General features: G+C 74.1%; 12 protein-coding genes. 3 read left to right on the top strand and 9 right to left on the bottom strand.

What is annotated here, in order from left to right; all coding sequences use genetic code 11:
* Window positions 1-58: 58 nt before the first annotated feature.
* Both FHR77_RS11095 and FHR77_RS11100 read right to left on the bottom strand, forming a co-directional pair.
* Complete coding sequence (locus tag FHR77_RS11095) at window positions 59-679, bottom strand: NAD(P)-dependent oxidoreductase (RefSeq protein WP_167260305.1); 621 nt, start codon at window positions 677-679, stop codon at window positions 59-61.
* A gap of 187 nt (window positions 680-866) precedes the next feature.
* Window positions 867-1391 (bottom strand): GNAT family N-acetyltransferase, encoded by a 525-nt coding sequence (locus FHR77_RS11100; protein ID WP_208380801.1) that lies wholly within the window; start codon window positions 1389-1391, stop codon window positions 867-869.
* A gap of 81 nt (window positions 1392-1472) precedes the next feature.
* On the opposite strand from FHR77_RS11100, the gene FHR77_RS11105 reads away from it, so the two are divergent.
* Entirely contained in the window at window positions 1473-1946 is a 474-nt protein-coding gene (locus FHR77_RS11105; protein ID WP_056057201.1) for a GNAT family N-acetyltransferase, read from the top strand.
* On the top strand, window positions 1943-2359 hold the full coding sequence (locus tag FHR77_RS11110) for an MGMT family protein (RefSeq protein ID WP_341777333.1): 417 nt from the start codon (window positions 1943-1945) through the stop codon (window positions 2357-2359). The genes FHR77_RS11105 and FHR77_RS11110 overlap by 4 nt, the downstream gene beginning before the upstream one ends.
* Before the next feature lie 195 nt (window positions 2360-2554).
* Here the strand turns inward: FHR77_RS11110 and FHR77_RS11115 are convergent, their stop codons facing one another.
* From FHR77_RS11115 to sucC, 7 genes are all read right to left on the bottom strand, one after another.
* A complete protein-coding gene (locus FHR77_RS11115) occupies window positions 2555-4375 on the bottom strand; it encodes an ABC transporter transmembrane domain-containing protein (RefSeq protein ID WP_167261360.1) in 1821 nt (606 codons plus the stop codon).
* Window positions 4376-4458: 83 nt separating this feature from the next.
* Window positions 4459-6291 carry an ABC transporter ATP-binding protein gene (locus FHR77_RS11120; protein ID WP_167260307.1) on the bottom strand — a complete coding sequence of 611 codons (1833 nt, stop codon included), beginning with the start codon at window positions 6289-6291 and terminating at the stop codon, window positions 4459-4461.
* 301 nt (window positions 6292-6592) lie between these two features.
* Window positions 6593-8248: a bifunctional phosphoribosylaminoimidazolecarboxamide formyltransferase/IMP cyclohydrolase gene (purH, locus tag FHR77_RS11125; RefSeq protein WP_167260309.1), complete on the bottom strand. Its 1656-nt coding sequence runs from the start codon at window positions 8246-8248 to the stop codon at window positions 6593-6595.
* Window positions 8245-8838 carry a phosphoribosylglycinamide formyltransferase gene (gene purN, locus FHR77_RS11130; RefSeq protein ID WP_167260311.1) on the bottom strand — a complete coding sequence of 198 codons (594 nt, stop codon included), beginning with the start codon at window positions 8836-8838 and terminating at the stop codon, window positions 8245-8247. The genes purH and purN overlap by 4 nt, the downstream gene beginning before the upstream one ends.
* 35 nt (window positions 8839-8873) lie before the next feature.
* Window positions 8874-10526: a cell division protein PerM gene (locus FHR77_RS11135; RefSeq protein ID WP_167260313.1), complete on the bottom strand. Its 1653-nt coding sequence runs from the start codon at window positions 10524-10526 to the stop codon at window positions 8874-8876.
* Window positions 10527-10715: 189 nt separating this feature from the next.
* Complete coding sequence (gene sucD / locus FHR77_RS11140) at window positions 10716-11600, bottom strand: succinate--CoA ligase subunit alpha (RefSeq protein WP_056057209.1); 885 nt, start codon at window positions 11598-11600, stop codon at window positions 10716-10718.
* 14 nt (window positions 11601-11614) lie between these two features.
* The gene (sucC, locus tag FHR77_RS11145) at window positions 11615-12778 is read right to left on the bottom strand and encodes an ADP-forming succinate--CoA ligase subunit beta (protein ID WP_167260315.1); all 1164 of its coding nucleotides are present in this window, start codon (window positions 12776-12778) and stop codon (window positions 11615-11617) included.
* Window positions 12779-13078: 300 nt separating this feature from the next.
* Between sucC and FHR77_RS11150 the strand changes: the two genes are divergently transcribed.
* On the top strand, window positions 13079-14779 hold the full coding sequence (locus FHR77_RS11150) for a RecQ family ATP-dependent DNA helicase (RefSeq protein WP_208380803.1): 1701 nt from the start codon (window positions 13079-13081) through the stop codon (window positions 14777-14779).
* Window positions 14780-14829: the final 50 nt, after the last annotated feature.

The following is a 14829-nucleotide window of genomic DNA, read 5'->3' on the forward strand; positions in this document are numbered from 1 at the left end:
GGGGCTCCCTGGCGCCCCAGCGGGCCGCCCCGGGCCGGCGTCCCCGGCGGCCGTCGGCCTAGGCGCCGGTGACCACGGCCGTCCGCCGCACCCAGGCGTCGTCGCCGAGCTGGGCGAGCATGAAGCGGGCGACGTCGCCGCGGCTGATCGAGCCCGACGCCCCCTCGGGCAGACGCTCCCCCACGGCGACCTCGCCGGTGGCGGGGCCGTCGAGCAGGCGCGTCGGGTAGACGAGCGTCCAGTCGAGGTCGCTGGCGCGCACCTCGGCGTCGGCGACCTCCTTGGCCTCGTAGACCTTGCCGAGCACGGTGTGGAAGAACATCTTCTGGAGGGCGTTCGCGTCGCGCTCGGAGTCGCCGACGCCGAAGGCGGAGCAGACGACCAGGCGCCGGACGCCCGCCGCCGCCATCGCGGGCAGGAGCGCCCGGCCCACCTCGACCTCGACCGGGTGCCGCACCTGGCGCGATCCCACGGCGTTGACCACCGCCTCCTGCCCGGCGACCGCGGCGGCCACGTCGGAGGCCGACGTCGCGTCGCCGACCACCACGCGCACGCCGTCGTCGACGTCGAGCTGCGACGCGTCGCGCACCAGCACCGTGACCTCGTGGCCGGCCGACAGCGCGAGGCGCAGCACGTGCGACCCCACTCCGCCGGTGGCGCCCAGCAGCAAGACCTTCATGGTGCCTCCTCGTCGACGGCGGTCGGGCCCGCCCGTCTCGCTCGTGTCGCCACAGCGAACACCGTCGGGCCAGGAGCGGGCCGAGAGGCCGCTGCACGGTCGCCGACGGGCGCCGGGTCGGTGCCGGCCGGTGCGGGCCGGGCGTGCCTGCGCGAGGGCCAGCGGGCGGGCGGGCCGGCGGGCGGGGTCAGCCCTCGAGCAGGTACGTCCGCACAGGCAACCCGAGCAGCGGGTGTTCGTGCAGCTCGCCGTGGGGCCGCCAGCCGTGCGCCTCGTAGAGCCGCACCGCCGGAGCGTTGCTCGGCATGACGTGCAGCGAGAGGCGGGCGTGCCCGGCCGCGCGGGCGTCCGCCGCGACCGCGTCGAGCAGCGCGCCGCCGAGGCCGCGGCGCGCGTGGCCCGGAGCGACGCCGAGCATCGACAGGTACGCCGCGTCGGGCGGGTCGGTCGGGTAGCCCGAGCCGGGCGCGGTGACCAGCGCTAAGCCGAGGAGTCGCGCCGCCGGAGAGCCCGCCGCCCCCGCACCCGGGGCGGTCGGGTCGCGCACCCCGCGGCTGGCGACCCACGGGGCGGCGAACTTGGCGGCCGCCCGCTCCGCGGTGCCCCGCGCCGGCTCCGCCCCGTCACGCTCGCGCAGCGCCGCGAGCCAGACCTCGACGCAGGCGGCGGCGTCGCCGGGCTCGAGGGGGACGGTGGGGACGGGCTCGGTCACGGCAGGCACGCTCCCATGCTGCCAGGGCAACCCCCTCCGCCACGGCTGGTGCGCCGCCGGGACCGCCACTAGCCTGGGCCCATGACCGGCCTGCGCCTCGAAGAACTGTCCGCCTCCACCGTCGTGGCGGCCAACAACCTGACGCTCAAGCCCGGTCAGGAACAGTACGTCGCCCCCGTCTCGCACTCGATCGCCGAGGCCTACGTCAACCCGACGACGGCCTGGCCGCGCGTCGTGGTCGACGACGACGAGGTGGTCGGCTTCATCATGGGCAACTTCGACGCCGAGAGCGACGACGACACCCTCCGCAGCTGCATCTGGCGCATGAACGTCGCCGCCGACCAGCAGGGCCAGGGCATCGGCCGGTTCGCCGTGCACGCCCTCGCCGACGAGGCCCGGCTCCGGGGCTTCGACCGCCTCACCGTGGTCTACGAGCCCGGCGACGACGGCCCGGAGGAGTTCTTCCGGCACATCGGCTTCGAGGTCGTCGGCGAGACCCCCTACGGCGAGCACGTCGCCGCGCTGACGATCGCCCCCTCGCCGCACGCGGAGTGACCGCCGCGGGGGCGGCGTCTGGCGACGAGCTGTCCGGCGGCGAGCCGTCGGGCGGCGAGCCGTCGAACAGCGAGCCCGTCGGCGACCTGACGGGCGCGCCGTCGGCCGGAGACGACTTCGCCTCGCGGGTGGTCAGCGTGGTCGAGGCGATCCCGCCGGGCCGCGCGATGACGTACGGCGGCGTCGCCGCGGCCGTCGGGTCGCGCTCCTCCCGCGGGGTCGGCCAGGTCATGGCCCACGCGGGGTCGGAGCTGCCGTGGTGGCGGGTGGTGCGCGCCTCGGGGCTGGCGCCGCAGGGGCACGAGCAGCGCGCCCTGGAGCAGTACCGGGTGGAGGGCACACCGCTGCGCTGGGCGCGGACGGGCACCTTCCGGGTCGACCTGACCCGCGCCTCCTGGTGGCCCGAGGGCTGACCGGCCCTCCGGGCGGCGCCGGCCGGGCCCCGGGTTCCCGCGTGCCCGCGTGCCTGTCTGCCTCGTCGGGGAAACGGAGAGTGATCCGGCCTCCGGGGCCCTGGGAAGCCTGTTCCTCCGGGGCTGACAGCCGGATCACTCTCAAATTTCGAGGGGGCGAGCGGGTCGCCCGGCAGGAGCAGGAGCGCGACCGGCTCAGACCAGCGAGTCGCGCCAGGCGGCGTGCAGCTGGGCGAACCGGCCCGTGCCGGCGATGAGGTCGGCGGGCGTGCCGTCCTCGACGACGCGGCCGTGCTCCATGACGAGCACCCGGTCGGCGATCGCGACCGTCGACAGGCGGTGCGCGATGATCACGGCGGTGCGGTCGGCGAGCAGCGTCTGCAGCGCCTCCTGCACCATCCGCTCGGAGGGGATGTCGAGCGACGCCGTGGCCTCGTCGAGGATGAGCACCGCCGGGTCGGCGATGAACGCCCGCGCGAACGAGAGCAGCTGCCGCTGGCCGGCCGACACCCGCCCGCCGCGCTTCGCGACGTCGGTGTCGTAGCCGTCGGGCAGCGCCATGACGAACTCGTGGGCGCCCACGGCCCGGGCGGCCCGCTCGATCTCCTGGCGCGTCGCGTCGGGCTTGCCCAAGGCGATGTTGTCGGCGACGCTGCCCGAGAAGAGGTACGCCTCCTGCGTCACCATGACGATCGCGCGGCGGAGGTCCTTCGGGTGCAGGTCGCGCAGGTCGACGTCGTCGAGGGTCACCGCGCCGCGGGTGGGGTCGTAGAACCGCGACATTAGCTTCGCGAGCGTCGACTTGCCCGCACCGGTCGAGCCGACGAGCGCGATGGTCTGGCCCGCGGGCACGTGCAGGTCGAACTGCGGCAGCACGACGGCGTCGGCCGAGTAGGCGAACTCGACGTCGTCGAAGTCGACGGCGCCCCTCGCGTGCCGCAGGTCGACCGGGCGCACGGGGTCGGGCACGCTCGGCTGCTCCTCGAGCACGCCCGAGATCTTCTCGAGCGCGGCGGAGGCCGACTGGTAGCTGTTGTAGAACATCGCCATCTCCTCCGCGGGGTCGAAGAAGCGCTTGGCGTAGAGGGCCACGGCGAGCAGCGCGCCGATCTCGAGGGTGCCGCCGATCACGCGGAAGCCGCCGAACAGCACCACGGCCGCGAGGGTCGCGTTGCCGATCAGCACGAGACCGGGGTCGAAGGTGCCGAAGAGCGTGAACACCTTCGAGTTGGCGCCGCGGTTGCCCTCGACCTCGCCCGCGTACTCGACCTCGTTGCGCGCCTCCTTGCGGAAGGCCTGCACGGCCCGCATGCCGGTCATCGTCTCGACGAAGTGCACGATCACCCGGGCGCTCGTGACGCGCGTCGCCCGGAAGAGGCGCTGGGAGCGCACCTGGAACCACCGCGTCAGCGCGACCAGCGGCACGAGCGCGACGGCGAGCACGAGCCCGCTCGGGGCGTCGAGGCTGACGAGCGCGACCGCGGTGAAGACCATGTAGAGCAGGCCCTGCACGAGCTGGTTGATGCCCGAGTCGAGCAGCTCGCGGATGGAGTCGAGGTCGCTGGTCTGCCGCGAGATGATGCGGCCCGACGTGTACGTCTCGTGGAACTCCAGGCTGAGCCGCTGGGTGTGGAGGAAGAGCCGCTTGCGCAGGTCGAAGAGGATCGCCTGGCTGATGCGCGCCGACAGCACGGTGTACTGCGCCATCAGCACCGCGCCGACGACGCCGGTCGCGAGGTAGACGCCGACGACGAGCAGCGCCGGCGCCCAGTCCTGCTCGCTCATCAGGGCGGGCAGCGCGCGGTCGATGCCGGCCGCGATCAGCGCCGGCCCGGCCACCTGGCACGCCGTGCTGACCACGACGACGAGCGCCATGACGACGAGGCGCCAGCGCAGCGGCCGCACCAGCGACCCGAGGAGGCGCAGCGAGCGCCCCCGGAGCCGCTTGCTCTCGGCCGCGGTGAAGTCGTCCCTCTCCTCGCCGCGGACCCCCTCGGTCGAGGAGCCCTGCCCGATCCGCTTCTGCGCGGGCGTGCGGCCGTCGAGCTCGGCGTGCTCGGCGGGGGCGTCGGGGCGGTCGCCCGGGAGTGCCTGGTCGCTCACGCGAGCACCTCTTCTCGGCTGGGGACGTCGCCGTCGTCGAGCGACGAGATGACGTAGCGGTAGTGCTCGTTCGTGGCGAGCAGGTCGGAGTGGGTGCCGACCGCGGTGACGACGCCGTTCTCGAGCAGCGCGACGCGGTCGGCGAGGGTGACGGTCGACGGGCGGTGGGCGACGATCAGCGACGTGGTCGACGCGAGCACGCGCCGGAGCCCCGCCTCGACCCGGGCCTCGGTGTCGACGTCGAGCGCCGACAGCGGGTCGTCGAGCACGAGCACCGCGGGCCGTGCCGCGATCGCGCGCGCCAGGGCGAGCCGCTGCCGCTGGCCGCCCGAGAGGCTGAGCCCCTCCTCGCCGACGCGCGTGTCGACTCCCTCCGGCAGCTCGTCGACGAACTGCGCCTGCGCGATGTCGAGCGCCTCGCGCAGCACCCGCTCGGACTCGACGGGGTCGTCAACCAGGTCGGGGCGGCCGAGCAGCACGTTCTCGCGCACCGACGCGCTGAACAGCGTGGCGTCCTCGAAGGCCATGCCGATGTGGCGGCGCAGCTCGGCCCGGGTGAGGTCTCGCACGTCGACGCCGTCGAGCAGCACGCGGCCGCCGGTGACGTCGTAGAGGCGCGGCACGAGGGCGAGCAGGGTGGTCTTGCCCGAGCCGGTCAGGCCGACGAGGGCCATCGTCTCGCCGGGCTCGACGACGAGGTCGACGCCGTTGACGAGGTCGTCGAACTGCGCCGGGCTGTCCTGGTAGCGGAAGTGCGCGGCCTCGAACTCGAGCCGGCCCTGCGGCTCGGCGATCGTCTCGGGGTGCTCGGGGTCGGTGACGGTGTTGACGCTGTCCATCACCTCGAAGAAGCGGTCGACCGCGGTGCGGGTGTCGAAGGTCATCGACAGCAGGAACCCGATCGACTCCACCGGCCAGCGCAGCACGGTCGCCGTGGCGAAGAACGCGAAGAGCTGGCCGACCGTCAGCTGGCCGTCGGCGGCGAGCCAGATGCCGCCGAGCAGGCAGAGCGCGAAGGCGACGTCGGGCACGAGCAGCAGCCAGAGCCAGAGCTGCGAGATGGCCTTCGCCTTCTCGATCTCGGTGCCGCGCAGGTCGTCGGCGCGCTTCGCGAACTCGCGCAGCGAGTGCTTACCCCGCCCGAACGCCTTGAGCACGCGGATGCCGTGCACGCTCTCCTCCACGCTCGTGGCGAGGTCGCCGACCTGGTCCTGGCTGCGACGGGCCACGACCGAGTAGCGGTTCTCGAACGCGAGGCTGACGACGAAGACCGGTATGGAGGCGACGACGAAGATCAGCGCGAGCACCCAGCTGTAGAAGAAGAGCACGACGAAGCCGACGACGATCGTCAGCAGGTTGACGACGAGCAGCACGACGCCGAAGGCCAGCCAGCGACGGATGAGCGACAGGTCGCTGACCGACCGGCTGAGCAGCTGCCCGCTCTGCCAGCGGTCGTGGAAGGCCACCGGCAGGTCTTGCAGCTTGGCGTACAGCGCGTTGCGCATGGTGGCCTCGACGTGGGTGCTCGGGGTGAGCACGAGGCGGCGGCGTGCTGCGATCATGCCCGCCTCGACGACGCCGAGCACCAGCACGACGGCGAAGGCCGGCCACACCTGCGCGGTGTCGCCGCTCGAGAGCGGACCGTCGACGAGCAGCTGCAGCACGGCGGGGATGACCAGGGCGACGACGGCGGCCAGCAGCGCGGCGACCATGCCGAGCACGATGCGCGGCAGGGCGGGCGCGACGTAGGGGCGGAGGCGCGCGAGCGACCGGACGGTCGAGGGGCGACCGGGCTCGGAGCGCGCGGGGGCGGAGGGCTGGCGTGACATGGGTGGTCCAAGTGTCGTGATCGGAGCGCGACGCCGGGTCGCGGCGTCGCGGAGCGTGGAGCGGAGGGCCGCCGGGGCACCTGGGGGGGGAGCGGGGCGGGCGGCCGCCGGAGGTGCCGGTCGGCGCGGTGGAGGAGGGACGGAGGCGACGGTCGTCGGCTGCGGGCAGCCTCACAGACTATGTGATGCGCCACGCACCCCGCAAGACCAGGTGGTTCGGACGAACGAGCCGGACGCCGGACGACGGCCGCCCCGCCACGACGGGTCGTGACGGGGCGGCCGGAGAGCGACGCGGGCGGCGTCAGTGGAAGAAGTGGCGCTCCCCCGTGAAGTACATCGTCACGCCCGCGGCCGTCGCCGCGGCGACGACCTCCTCGTCGCGGATCGAGCCGCCGGGCTGCACGACGGCGCGCACGCCGGCCTCGAGCAGCACCTGCAGGCCGTCGGCGAACGGGAAGAACGCGTCGGAGGCGGCGACCGAGCCGGTGGCCCGCTCCCCCGCCCGGGTCACCGCGAGGTGGCACGAGTCGACCCGGTTGACCTGGCCCATGCCGACCCCGACGGAGGCGCCTCCGTCGGCCAGCAGGATCGCGTTCGACTTCACGGAGCGGCAGGCCCGCCAGGCGAACTCGAGGTCGGCGCGGGTGGCGGCGTCGGCCTCCGGCCCGGCGACCAGCGTCCAGCCCTCGGACGAGAAGGCGTCGAACGAGTCGACCTCCTGCACGAGCAGGCCGCCGGAGACCTGGCGCACCTCCTGCGTCGGGCGGGCGAAGCCCTCGGGCAGGACCAGCAGGCGGATGTTCTTCTTCGTGGTCAGGACCTCGAGCGCCTCGGGCTCGAAGGCCGGCGCGATGACGACCTCGGTGAAGATGTCCTTCACGACCTCGGCCATGGCGCGCGTGACCGGGCGGTTCGCGGCGATGACGCCGCCGTAGGCCGACACCGGGTCGCAGGCGTGGGCGCGGCGGTGCGCGTCGGCGATCGCGTCGGCGGCGTCGGGCGAGGCGACGGCGATGCCGCAGGGGTTGGCGTGCTTGATGATCGCGACGGCCGGCTCGGCGAAGTCGTACGCGGCACGGAGGGCCGCGTCGGCGTCGACGTAGTTGTTGTACGACATCTCCTTGCCGTGCAGTTGCTCGGCCTGCGCGATGCCCGTGCCCGCGGGCGAGGCGTAGAGGGCCGCCGCCTGGTGCGAGTTCTCGCCGTAGCGCAGGGTGGCGAGGCGGTCGCCCTCGAGGGCGACGTGCTCCGGGAAGCCGACCCGCGCCTCCTCGGTGCCTGCCTCGGTGCCCGCCTCGGTGCCCGCGGCGGCGTGCTCGGCGCGGACTCCGACGTTGTCGGCGAACCAGGCCGCGACGGCCGTGTCGTAGGCGGCGGTGTGCGCGAAGGCCTCGCCGGCGAGGCGCTGACGCTGCGCGAGGGTCGTGCCGCCGAGCGTGAGCGACTTCACGATCTGCGCGTAGCTGGCGGGCGAGACGGCGATCGCGACGTTGGCGTGGTTCTTCGCCGCGGCGCGCACCAGGGCGGGGCCGCCGATGTCGATGTTCTCGACCACCGCCGGGGCGGCGGCGCCCGAGGCGACGGTCTCGACGAACGGGTAGAGGTTGACGACGACGAGCTCGAACGCGGCGATGCCGAGGTCGGCGAGCTGCTGCTCGTGCGACTCGAGGCGGAGGTCGGCGAGCACCCCGGCGTGGATGCCCGGGTGCAGCGTCTTGACGCGACCGTCGAGTGACTCGGGGAATCCGGTCACGGCGCTGACGTCGGTGACCGGGAAGCCCGCGTCGCGGATCGTGGAGGCGGTGGAGCCGGTCGAGACGATCTCGACGCCGGCGGCGGAGAGCGCCTCGGCGAGGTCGAGCAGGCCCGTCTTGTCGCTGACGCTGATCAGCGCCCGGCGCACCGGCACGGCGTCGCGGTCGCGGTAGAGGGCGGGGTCGATGGCGTGACCGCTCATGCGGTGGGCTCCTGTTCGAGGTCGATGGTCTTCGTGGCGATGTCGTGCACCGTGCGGACGAGCAGCTCGCGCTCGACGATCTTGATGCGGTCGTGCAGCGACGACTCGTCGTCGCCCGGCAGCACCGGGATGCGGCGCTGCGCGAGGATCGGCCCGCTGTCGACGCCGGCGTCGACGACGATCACGCTCGCGCCGGTCTGCTCGACCCCCGCCGCGATCGCGTCGCGGACGCCGTGGGCGCCGGGGAACTCGGGCAGGTAGGCGGGGTGCGTGTTGATCAGGTGCGGGCTGAGCGCCTCGACCACGCGCGGCGGCAGCAGGCGCATGAAGCCGCTGAGCACGACGAGGTCGGCGCCCCAGCCGGTCAGTTGCGCGAGCAGCTCGTCGCCCCAGCTCGCGCGGTCGGGGAACGCCGTGAACGGCACGGTGAAGGTCGGGATGCCGAACGCCTCCGCGTGCTCGAGCCCGTCGGCGTCGCGGTCGGCCCCGACGGCGACGACCCGCGCGGGGTAGTCGACGTGCTGCGCGGCCTCGAGCAGGGCACGCAGGTTCGAGCCGCCACCGGAGATGAGCACCACGAGCTTCAGCACCCGGCAAGCCTAGCGGTGGGCCGACGGGGCCCCGGTCAGCGGGTCAGGCCGTCGATCTGCTCCGTGGCGTCGCCGTCGTCGTCGCGGGCGCCGCGTCCGGTGCCGCTGGGCTCGGGCGGGGTCGCGACCACGTCGATCGGGCCGGTCGCGTCGTCGTCGTGCTCGCGGCGTCGCCGCGACGGGATCGACGGCAGGCTCGGCAGGCTCGGCAGCGACGGCAGGGAGGCGCGGGTCGGCAGCCGAGGGAGCCGGCGTCGCGAGGGCGTCGCCTCCGCGTCGCCGTGGTCGACGGTGTCCTCCGGCCCGACGGCGTGCACCTCGTCGCGGTCGCGCCCGGCTCCGGCGGCGGGGAGGTCGTCCTCGCGCCGCGCGTCCTCGCGCCGCCGGTCGTCGTGCCCCTCGTCGTCGTGCCGCACGTCGTCGCGGCCGTCGCGGCCGTCGTCGTGGTGCCCCTCGTCGTCGTGCCCCAGGAACCGCCGGATCGACACCGTCAGCGCCAGCGCCGCGGGCAGCCCGACCTCGAGCGCCGCGAAGGCCCCGACGAGCAGCGGGTCGGGGCCGACGTCGACGAGGCGGCCGGGCCCGGCCGAGCCGGAGGCGGCCCAGGCCAGCAGCCCGACCGCGAGGCCCGCGACGACGCCCGCGGCGACGCCGACCACGACGCGGCGCAGCAGGTCGTCGACGCCGGCCCGGCGCAGAGCGGCGTGCACCCGGCCGCGCAGCAGCGTGGCGACGACGAAGGAGGCGACCACGGGCACGAGCAGCCCGACGAAGCCGAACGGGAGGTCGGCCGTCGGCAGGGCGCCGAGGAAGGGCACGGCGGGCAGCGGCCCGACGGTCGTGCCGAGCGGCGAGACGCCCGAGCCGGTGCCGAGCGCGAAGCCCGGGCCGACGAGCCAGGAGGCCGCCCAGACGACGAGGTCGGGCAGCAGCGCGAGCTGGCCGAGGGTGAGCGCGAGGCCGCCGAGGAACCCGCCGTGGGCGCCCTCGTAGAGCGTGATGAGCTCGGCGTAGCTGGTGACGAGCAGCAGGCCGACGACGAGGCCCGAGACGGCGAGCAGCACGGCGGCGCTGCCGACGCCGATGCGCAGGGCGGCGGCCGTCACGACTCGGACGGCGTCGGGGAGCCGGCCGACGGTGCGGGTCACCCAGCCCGTGACCGGGTCGGGCTCGGCGTCACGGCGACGCCGCGTCACCTCCGCCATGGCGACGAGCGGCACGGCGTAGACGAGCGTGGGCAGCACGATCCCCTGCACGAACGACGGCGTCGCGAGCTCGTGCCGGGCGCTGGCGGCGAGGCCGGTGCTGAGCAGGGCGAAGGCCCCGATGCTGACGAGGACGCCCATGACGCGGTGCGGCGTCTCGGCGATCGCCCGGCCCGCCCGCACGGCGAGCAGCACGGTCAGCACGGAGAAGCCCAGGGCGGCGATCGTCACCGAGATGGGCGCATCGGCGCCGGCGACCCCGGAGGCCGCCGCCGTGGCGGGGCTGAGCTGGAGGGTGAGGTCGACGCCGTGCCCGACGAGCCAGACGTCGACGGCGGCGCGCCAGAAGACGACCCAGTCGATCTGCAGGCCGTACTGGAAGGCCCAGAGCGAGCTGAGCACGACGACCGGCAGCCCGACGCCGATGCCGACGACGAGCAGGGCCTCGAGGGCCGCGAAGACGGCGGTGACTGGGCGGTTCATCGGGCTCGACTGTACCGGGGCCGCGCGGGGCCGCCGACCCGCCCCGCGGGCGCGCCGCGCCCGGGCGGGGAACGACGAACGGGCGTGTGCGACATCTGCGGGCGGTCGTGACCGCCCGCAGATGTCGCACACGCCCGTCGTGCCGACCGGGGTCGGAGGGGCCGGCGAGGGCAGGCGAGGGCGTCGCGCCTAGAGCGCGGCGTAGACCTCGCGCAGCAGGGCCGCGGTCTCGCTCGGCGTCTTGCCGACCTTGACCCCGGCGGCCTCGAGGGCCTCCTTCTTGGCCTGTGCGGTGCCCGCCGAGCCCGAGACGATGGCGCCGGCGTGGCCCATGGTCTTGCCCTCGGGCGCGGTGAAGCCGGCGACGTAGCCGACGACCGGCTTGGTCACGTGGGCCGCGATGTAGTCGGCCGCGCGCTCCTCCGCGTCGCCGCCGATCTCGCCGATCATGACGATCGCCTTGGTGTCGGGGTCGGCCTCGAACGCCTCGAGGGCGTCGATGTGGGTCGTGCCGATGACGGGGTCGCCGCCGATGCCGATGGCGGTCGAGAAGCCCAGGTCGCGCAGCTCGAACATCATCTGGTAGGTCAGGGTGCCCGACTTCGAGACGAGGCCGATCGGGCCGCTGCCCGAGATGCTGGCCGGCGTGATGCCGACGAGCGACTCGCCCGGCGTGATGATGCCGGGGCAGTTCGGGCCGATGATGCGCGTGGTGCCCTTGGCCTTCGCGAGCGACCAGAACTCCGCGGCGTCCTGCACGGGGATGCCCTCGGTGATGACGACGACGAGCGGCACCTCGGCCTCGATGGCCTCGATGACGGCGTCCTTCGCGAAGGCCGGGGGCACGAAGACGATCGAGACGTCGGCGCCCGTCTTCTCGACGGCCTCGACGACCGTGCCGAAGACGGGCAGCTCGACGTCGCCGTGGGTGACGGTCGTGCCGGCCTTGCGGGCGTTGACGCCGCCGACGACCTGGGTGCCGGCCTTGAGCATCAGGGCGGTGTGCTTGGTGCCCTCGCCGCCGGTGATGCCCTGGACGATGACCTTGCTGTCGCGGGTGAGGAAGATCGACATTGTTCTGAGGTCCTTTACTTCGAAGCCAGCTCGGCGGCCTTGTCGGCCGCCTCGTCCATGGTCGCGACGACGGTGACGAGCGGGTGCGCCGCCTCCGCCAGGATGCGTCGGCCCTCCTCCACGGCGTTGCCGTCGAGGCGGACGACGAGGGGCTTGGTGGCCGAGTCGCCGAGGATGCCGAGGGCCGCGACGATGCCGTTGGCGACCGCGTCGCAGGCCGTGATGCCGCCGAAGACGTTGACGAACACGCTCTTGACCTGCTCGTCGCCGAGGATCACGTCGAGGCCCGCCGCCATGACCTCGGCGCTCGCTCCGCCGCCGATGTCGAGGAAGTTGGCGGGCTTGACGCCGCCGTGCGCCTCGCCGGCGTACGCGACGACGTCGAGGGTCGACATGACGAGCCCGGCGCCGTTGCCGATGATGCCGACCTCGCCGTCGAGCTTCACGTAGTTGAGGCCCGAGGCCGCGGCCTTGGCCTCGAGCGGGTCGGCCGCGTCGGCGTCCTCCAGCTCGGCGTGCGCGGGGTGGCGGAACGCGGCGTTCTCGTCGAGCGAGACCTTGCCGTCGAGGGCGACGACGTCGCCCTGCTCGGTGAGCACGAGCGGGTTGACCTCGACGAGCGTCGCGTCCTCCCCCTCGTAGACCGCGTAGAGCTTGACGATGACCGGGGCCACCTTGCCGACCAGCTCGTCGGGGAATCCGCCGGCGCGGGCGATCTCCTCCGCCTTCGCGAGGTCGATGCCGGCGCGCGCGTCGACCTCGACGCGTGCGAGGGCCTCGGGCTTCTCGACGGCGAGCTGCTCGATCTCCATGCCGCCCTCGACGCTGCAGAGCGACAGGTACGAGCGGTTCGCCCGGTCGAGCAGCACCGAGAAGTAGAACTCCTGGGCGATCTGGGCGCCGCCCGCGACCATCACTCGCTTGACGACGTGGCCCTTGATGTCGAGCCCGAGGATGGCCTCCGCCGCGGCCTGCGCCTCGTCGGGGGTCTTCGCGACCTTCACGCCGCCGGCCTTGCCGCGACCGCCGACCTTGACCTGGGCCTTGACCACGGTGACGCCGCCGAGCCGTTCGGCCGCCGCGCGCGCCTCCTCAGGGGTGTCGGCGACGATGCCCGGCAGGACGGGCACGCCGTAGGACTCGAACAAGTCCCTGGCCTGGTACTCGAAAAGATCCACGCTGTTCTTCCAATCCGCATCGCTGCGCCAGTGCTAGCTCGGTCGTGCCGCAGGGCGGCACCGGCCTCGTCACGGCTCAGCCGAAGTGTCTCGACGTCGTGACGAACAGGCCTCGGCCAGCCTAGCGCCTGGCCTGTGAGCCGCCCTCGGGAGCCGTGACGGGGGTACTCTCCCCGGCCGGGGTACGGATGGGGAGGGATCTCTGCCGATCGCCTGTGCAGCCCGAGCGTGTCGCCGGGGCCGGGAATCTCATGGTCCCTCCCGGCGCACCACGGCGCCGCCCGCACCACGAGGACCGCCATGAGCCGCACCGCGATGAAGCCCGCCGACACCGCCCGCACCGCCCCCGACGCCGCCGCGATCGCGGAGACCGCCGCCCGCCTCTTCGAGTGGGACGAGCTGCGCCCCGCCCAGGCCGAGGCGATCACCGCCGTGCTCTCGGGCCGCGACACGTTCGGCATCATGCCCACGGGCTCGGGCAAGAGCGCGATCTACCAGGTGGCCGGTGCGCTGCTCGACGGCCCCACCGTCGTCGTCTCGCCGCTGATCGCGCTGCAGGCCGACCAGGTCGCCGGGCTCGTGGGGCACCCGGACGCTCCCCCGGCCGCCGACGTCAACTCCGGTCACTCCGACGCGGAGAACGACGAGAGCTGGCGCCGCATCGAGGCGGGCGAGATCACCTACGTCTTCCTCGCGCCGGAGCAGCTGGCCCGCGACGAGACGGTCGAGCGGCTGTCACGGGCGGGCGTCGCCCTGTTCGTCGTCGACGAGGCGCACTGCGTGTCGTCGTGGGGCCACGACTTCCGCCCCGACTACCTGCACCTCGGCGAGGTCGTCGAGGCCCTGGGCCGCCCGCCGGTGCTCGCGCTCACGGCGACCGGCTCGGGCCCCGTGCGCGACGAGGTCATCGAGCGCCTGCGCCTCCGCGACCCGCTCGTCATCAGCCGCGGCTTCGACCGCCCCAACCTGTCGCTCTCGGTCGTGCGCCACGAGGACGACGCCGAGAAGCGCCGTGCCGTCGTCGAGCAGGTCGCGGAGCTCGTCACCCCCGGCATCGTCTACGTCGCGACGCGCTCCGAGAGCGAGCGCTACGCCGACGAGATCGGCGAGCGCTGCCCCGACCGCACCGTCGAGGCGTACCACGCGGGCCTCCGCTCGGCGGAGCGCGGGGCTCTCCACGAGCGCTTCCACGCCGGCGAGATCGACGTCGTCGTCGCCACGAGCGCCTTCGGCATGGGCATCGACAAGCCCGACGTGCGCTTCGTCGTGCACGCCGACGTGCCCGAGTCGCTCGACGAGTACTACCAGGAGATCGGGCGGGCCGGGCGTGACGGCGAGCCCGCCGACGCGACGCTGCACTACCGGCCGGAGGACCTGGGGCTGCGGTCCTTCTTCGCGTCGGGGCTGCCGTCCCGTGCCGAGCTGCGGTCGGTGTACGAGGCGGTCCGCGCCTCCTCGGGTCCAGTGCGGCGCACGGCGATCGCCGAGGCGACCGACCTCAAGCCGCGGCAGGTGTCGCGCCTGGTCGACCTGCTGCTCGAGGCGGGCACCGTCCGGGAGGAGAAGGAGGGGTACACCGCGACCTCCGGCGTCGACGCCGAGACGGCCGCCGAGCGGGCGAGGGAGACCGCGGAGGCGCGTGACCGGGTCGAGAAGTCGCGCATCGCGATGATGCGCAGCTACGCCGAGGGCCGGGGCTGCCGCCGACGCTTCCTGCTCGGCTACTTCGGCGAGGAGGCGCCCGAGCGCTGCGGCGGCTGCGACGACTGCCGCGCGGCCGAGGAGGCTCCCGAGCTGCCGGCCGCCGAGGAGTCGCGGATCGGGTCGGATGCTCCGGCCCCGCTCTTCGACGCCGACACCCGCGTCACGCACCCCGCGTGGGGCGAGGGCACGGTCATGAGCACGGAGGACGACCGGTTGACGGTCTTCTTCGAGAGCGAGGGCTACAAGGTGCTCGCCGTCGAGGCCGTCGTCGAGCACGACCTGCTCAAGGCCGTCTGACACCCCGGCGGAGTAGACGGGGAGCGACCCGAGCACCACCCCCGACCACC

Source organism: Frigoribacterium endophyticum (assembly GCF_011759585.1).
Classification (GTDB): Bacteria; Actinomycetota; Actinomycetes; order Actinomycetales; family Microbacteriaceae; genus Frigoribacterium; species Frigoribacterium endophyticum.

Coding starts and splice junctions, on each gene's coding strand:
- FHR77_RS11095 (WP_167260305.1), bottom strand. CDS start 679: ATGAAGGTCTTGCTGCTGGGCGCCACCGGCGGAGTGGGGTCGCACGTG.
- FHR77_RS11105 (WP_056057201.1), top strand. CDS start 1,473: ATGACCGGCCTGCGCCTCGAAGAACTGTCCGCCTCCACCGTCGTGGCG.
- FHR77_RS11120 (WP_167260307.1), bottom strand. CDS start 6,291: ATGTCACGCCAGCCCTCCGCCCCCGCGCGCTCCGAGCCCGGTCGCCCC.
- purH (WP_167260309.1), bottom strand. CDS start 8,248: ATGAGCGGTCACGCCATCGACCCCGCCCTCTACCGCGACCGCGACGCC.
- FHR77_RS11135 (WP_167260313.1), bottom strand. CDS start 10,526: ATGAACCGCCCAGTCACCGCCGTCTTCGCGGCCCTCGAGGCCCTGCTC.
- sucD (WP_056057209.1), bottom strand. CDS start 11,600: ATGTCGATCTTCCTCACCCGCGACAGCAAGGTCATCGTCCAGGGCATC.
- FHR77_RS11150 (WP_208380803.1), top strand. CDS start 13,079: ATGAGCCGCACCGCGATGAAGCCCGCCGACACCGCCCGCACCGCCCCC.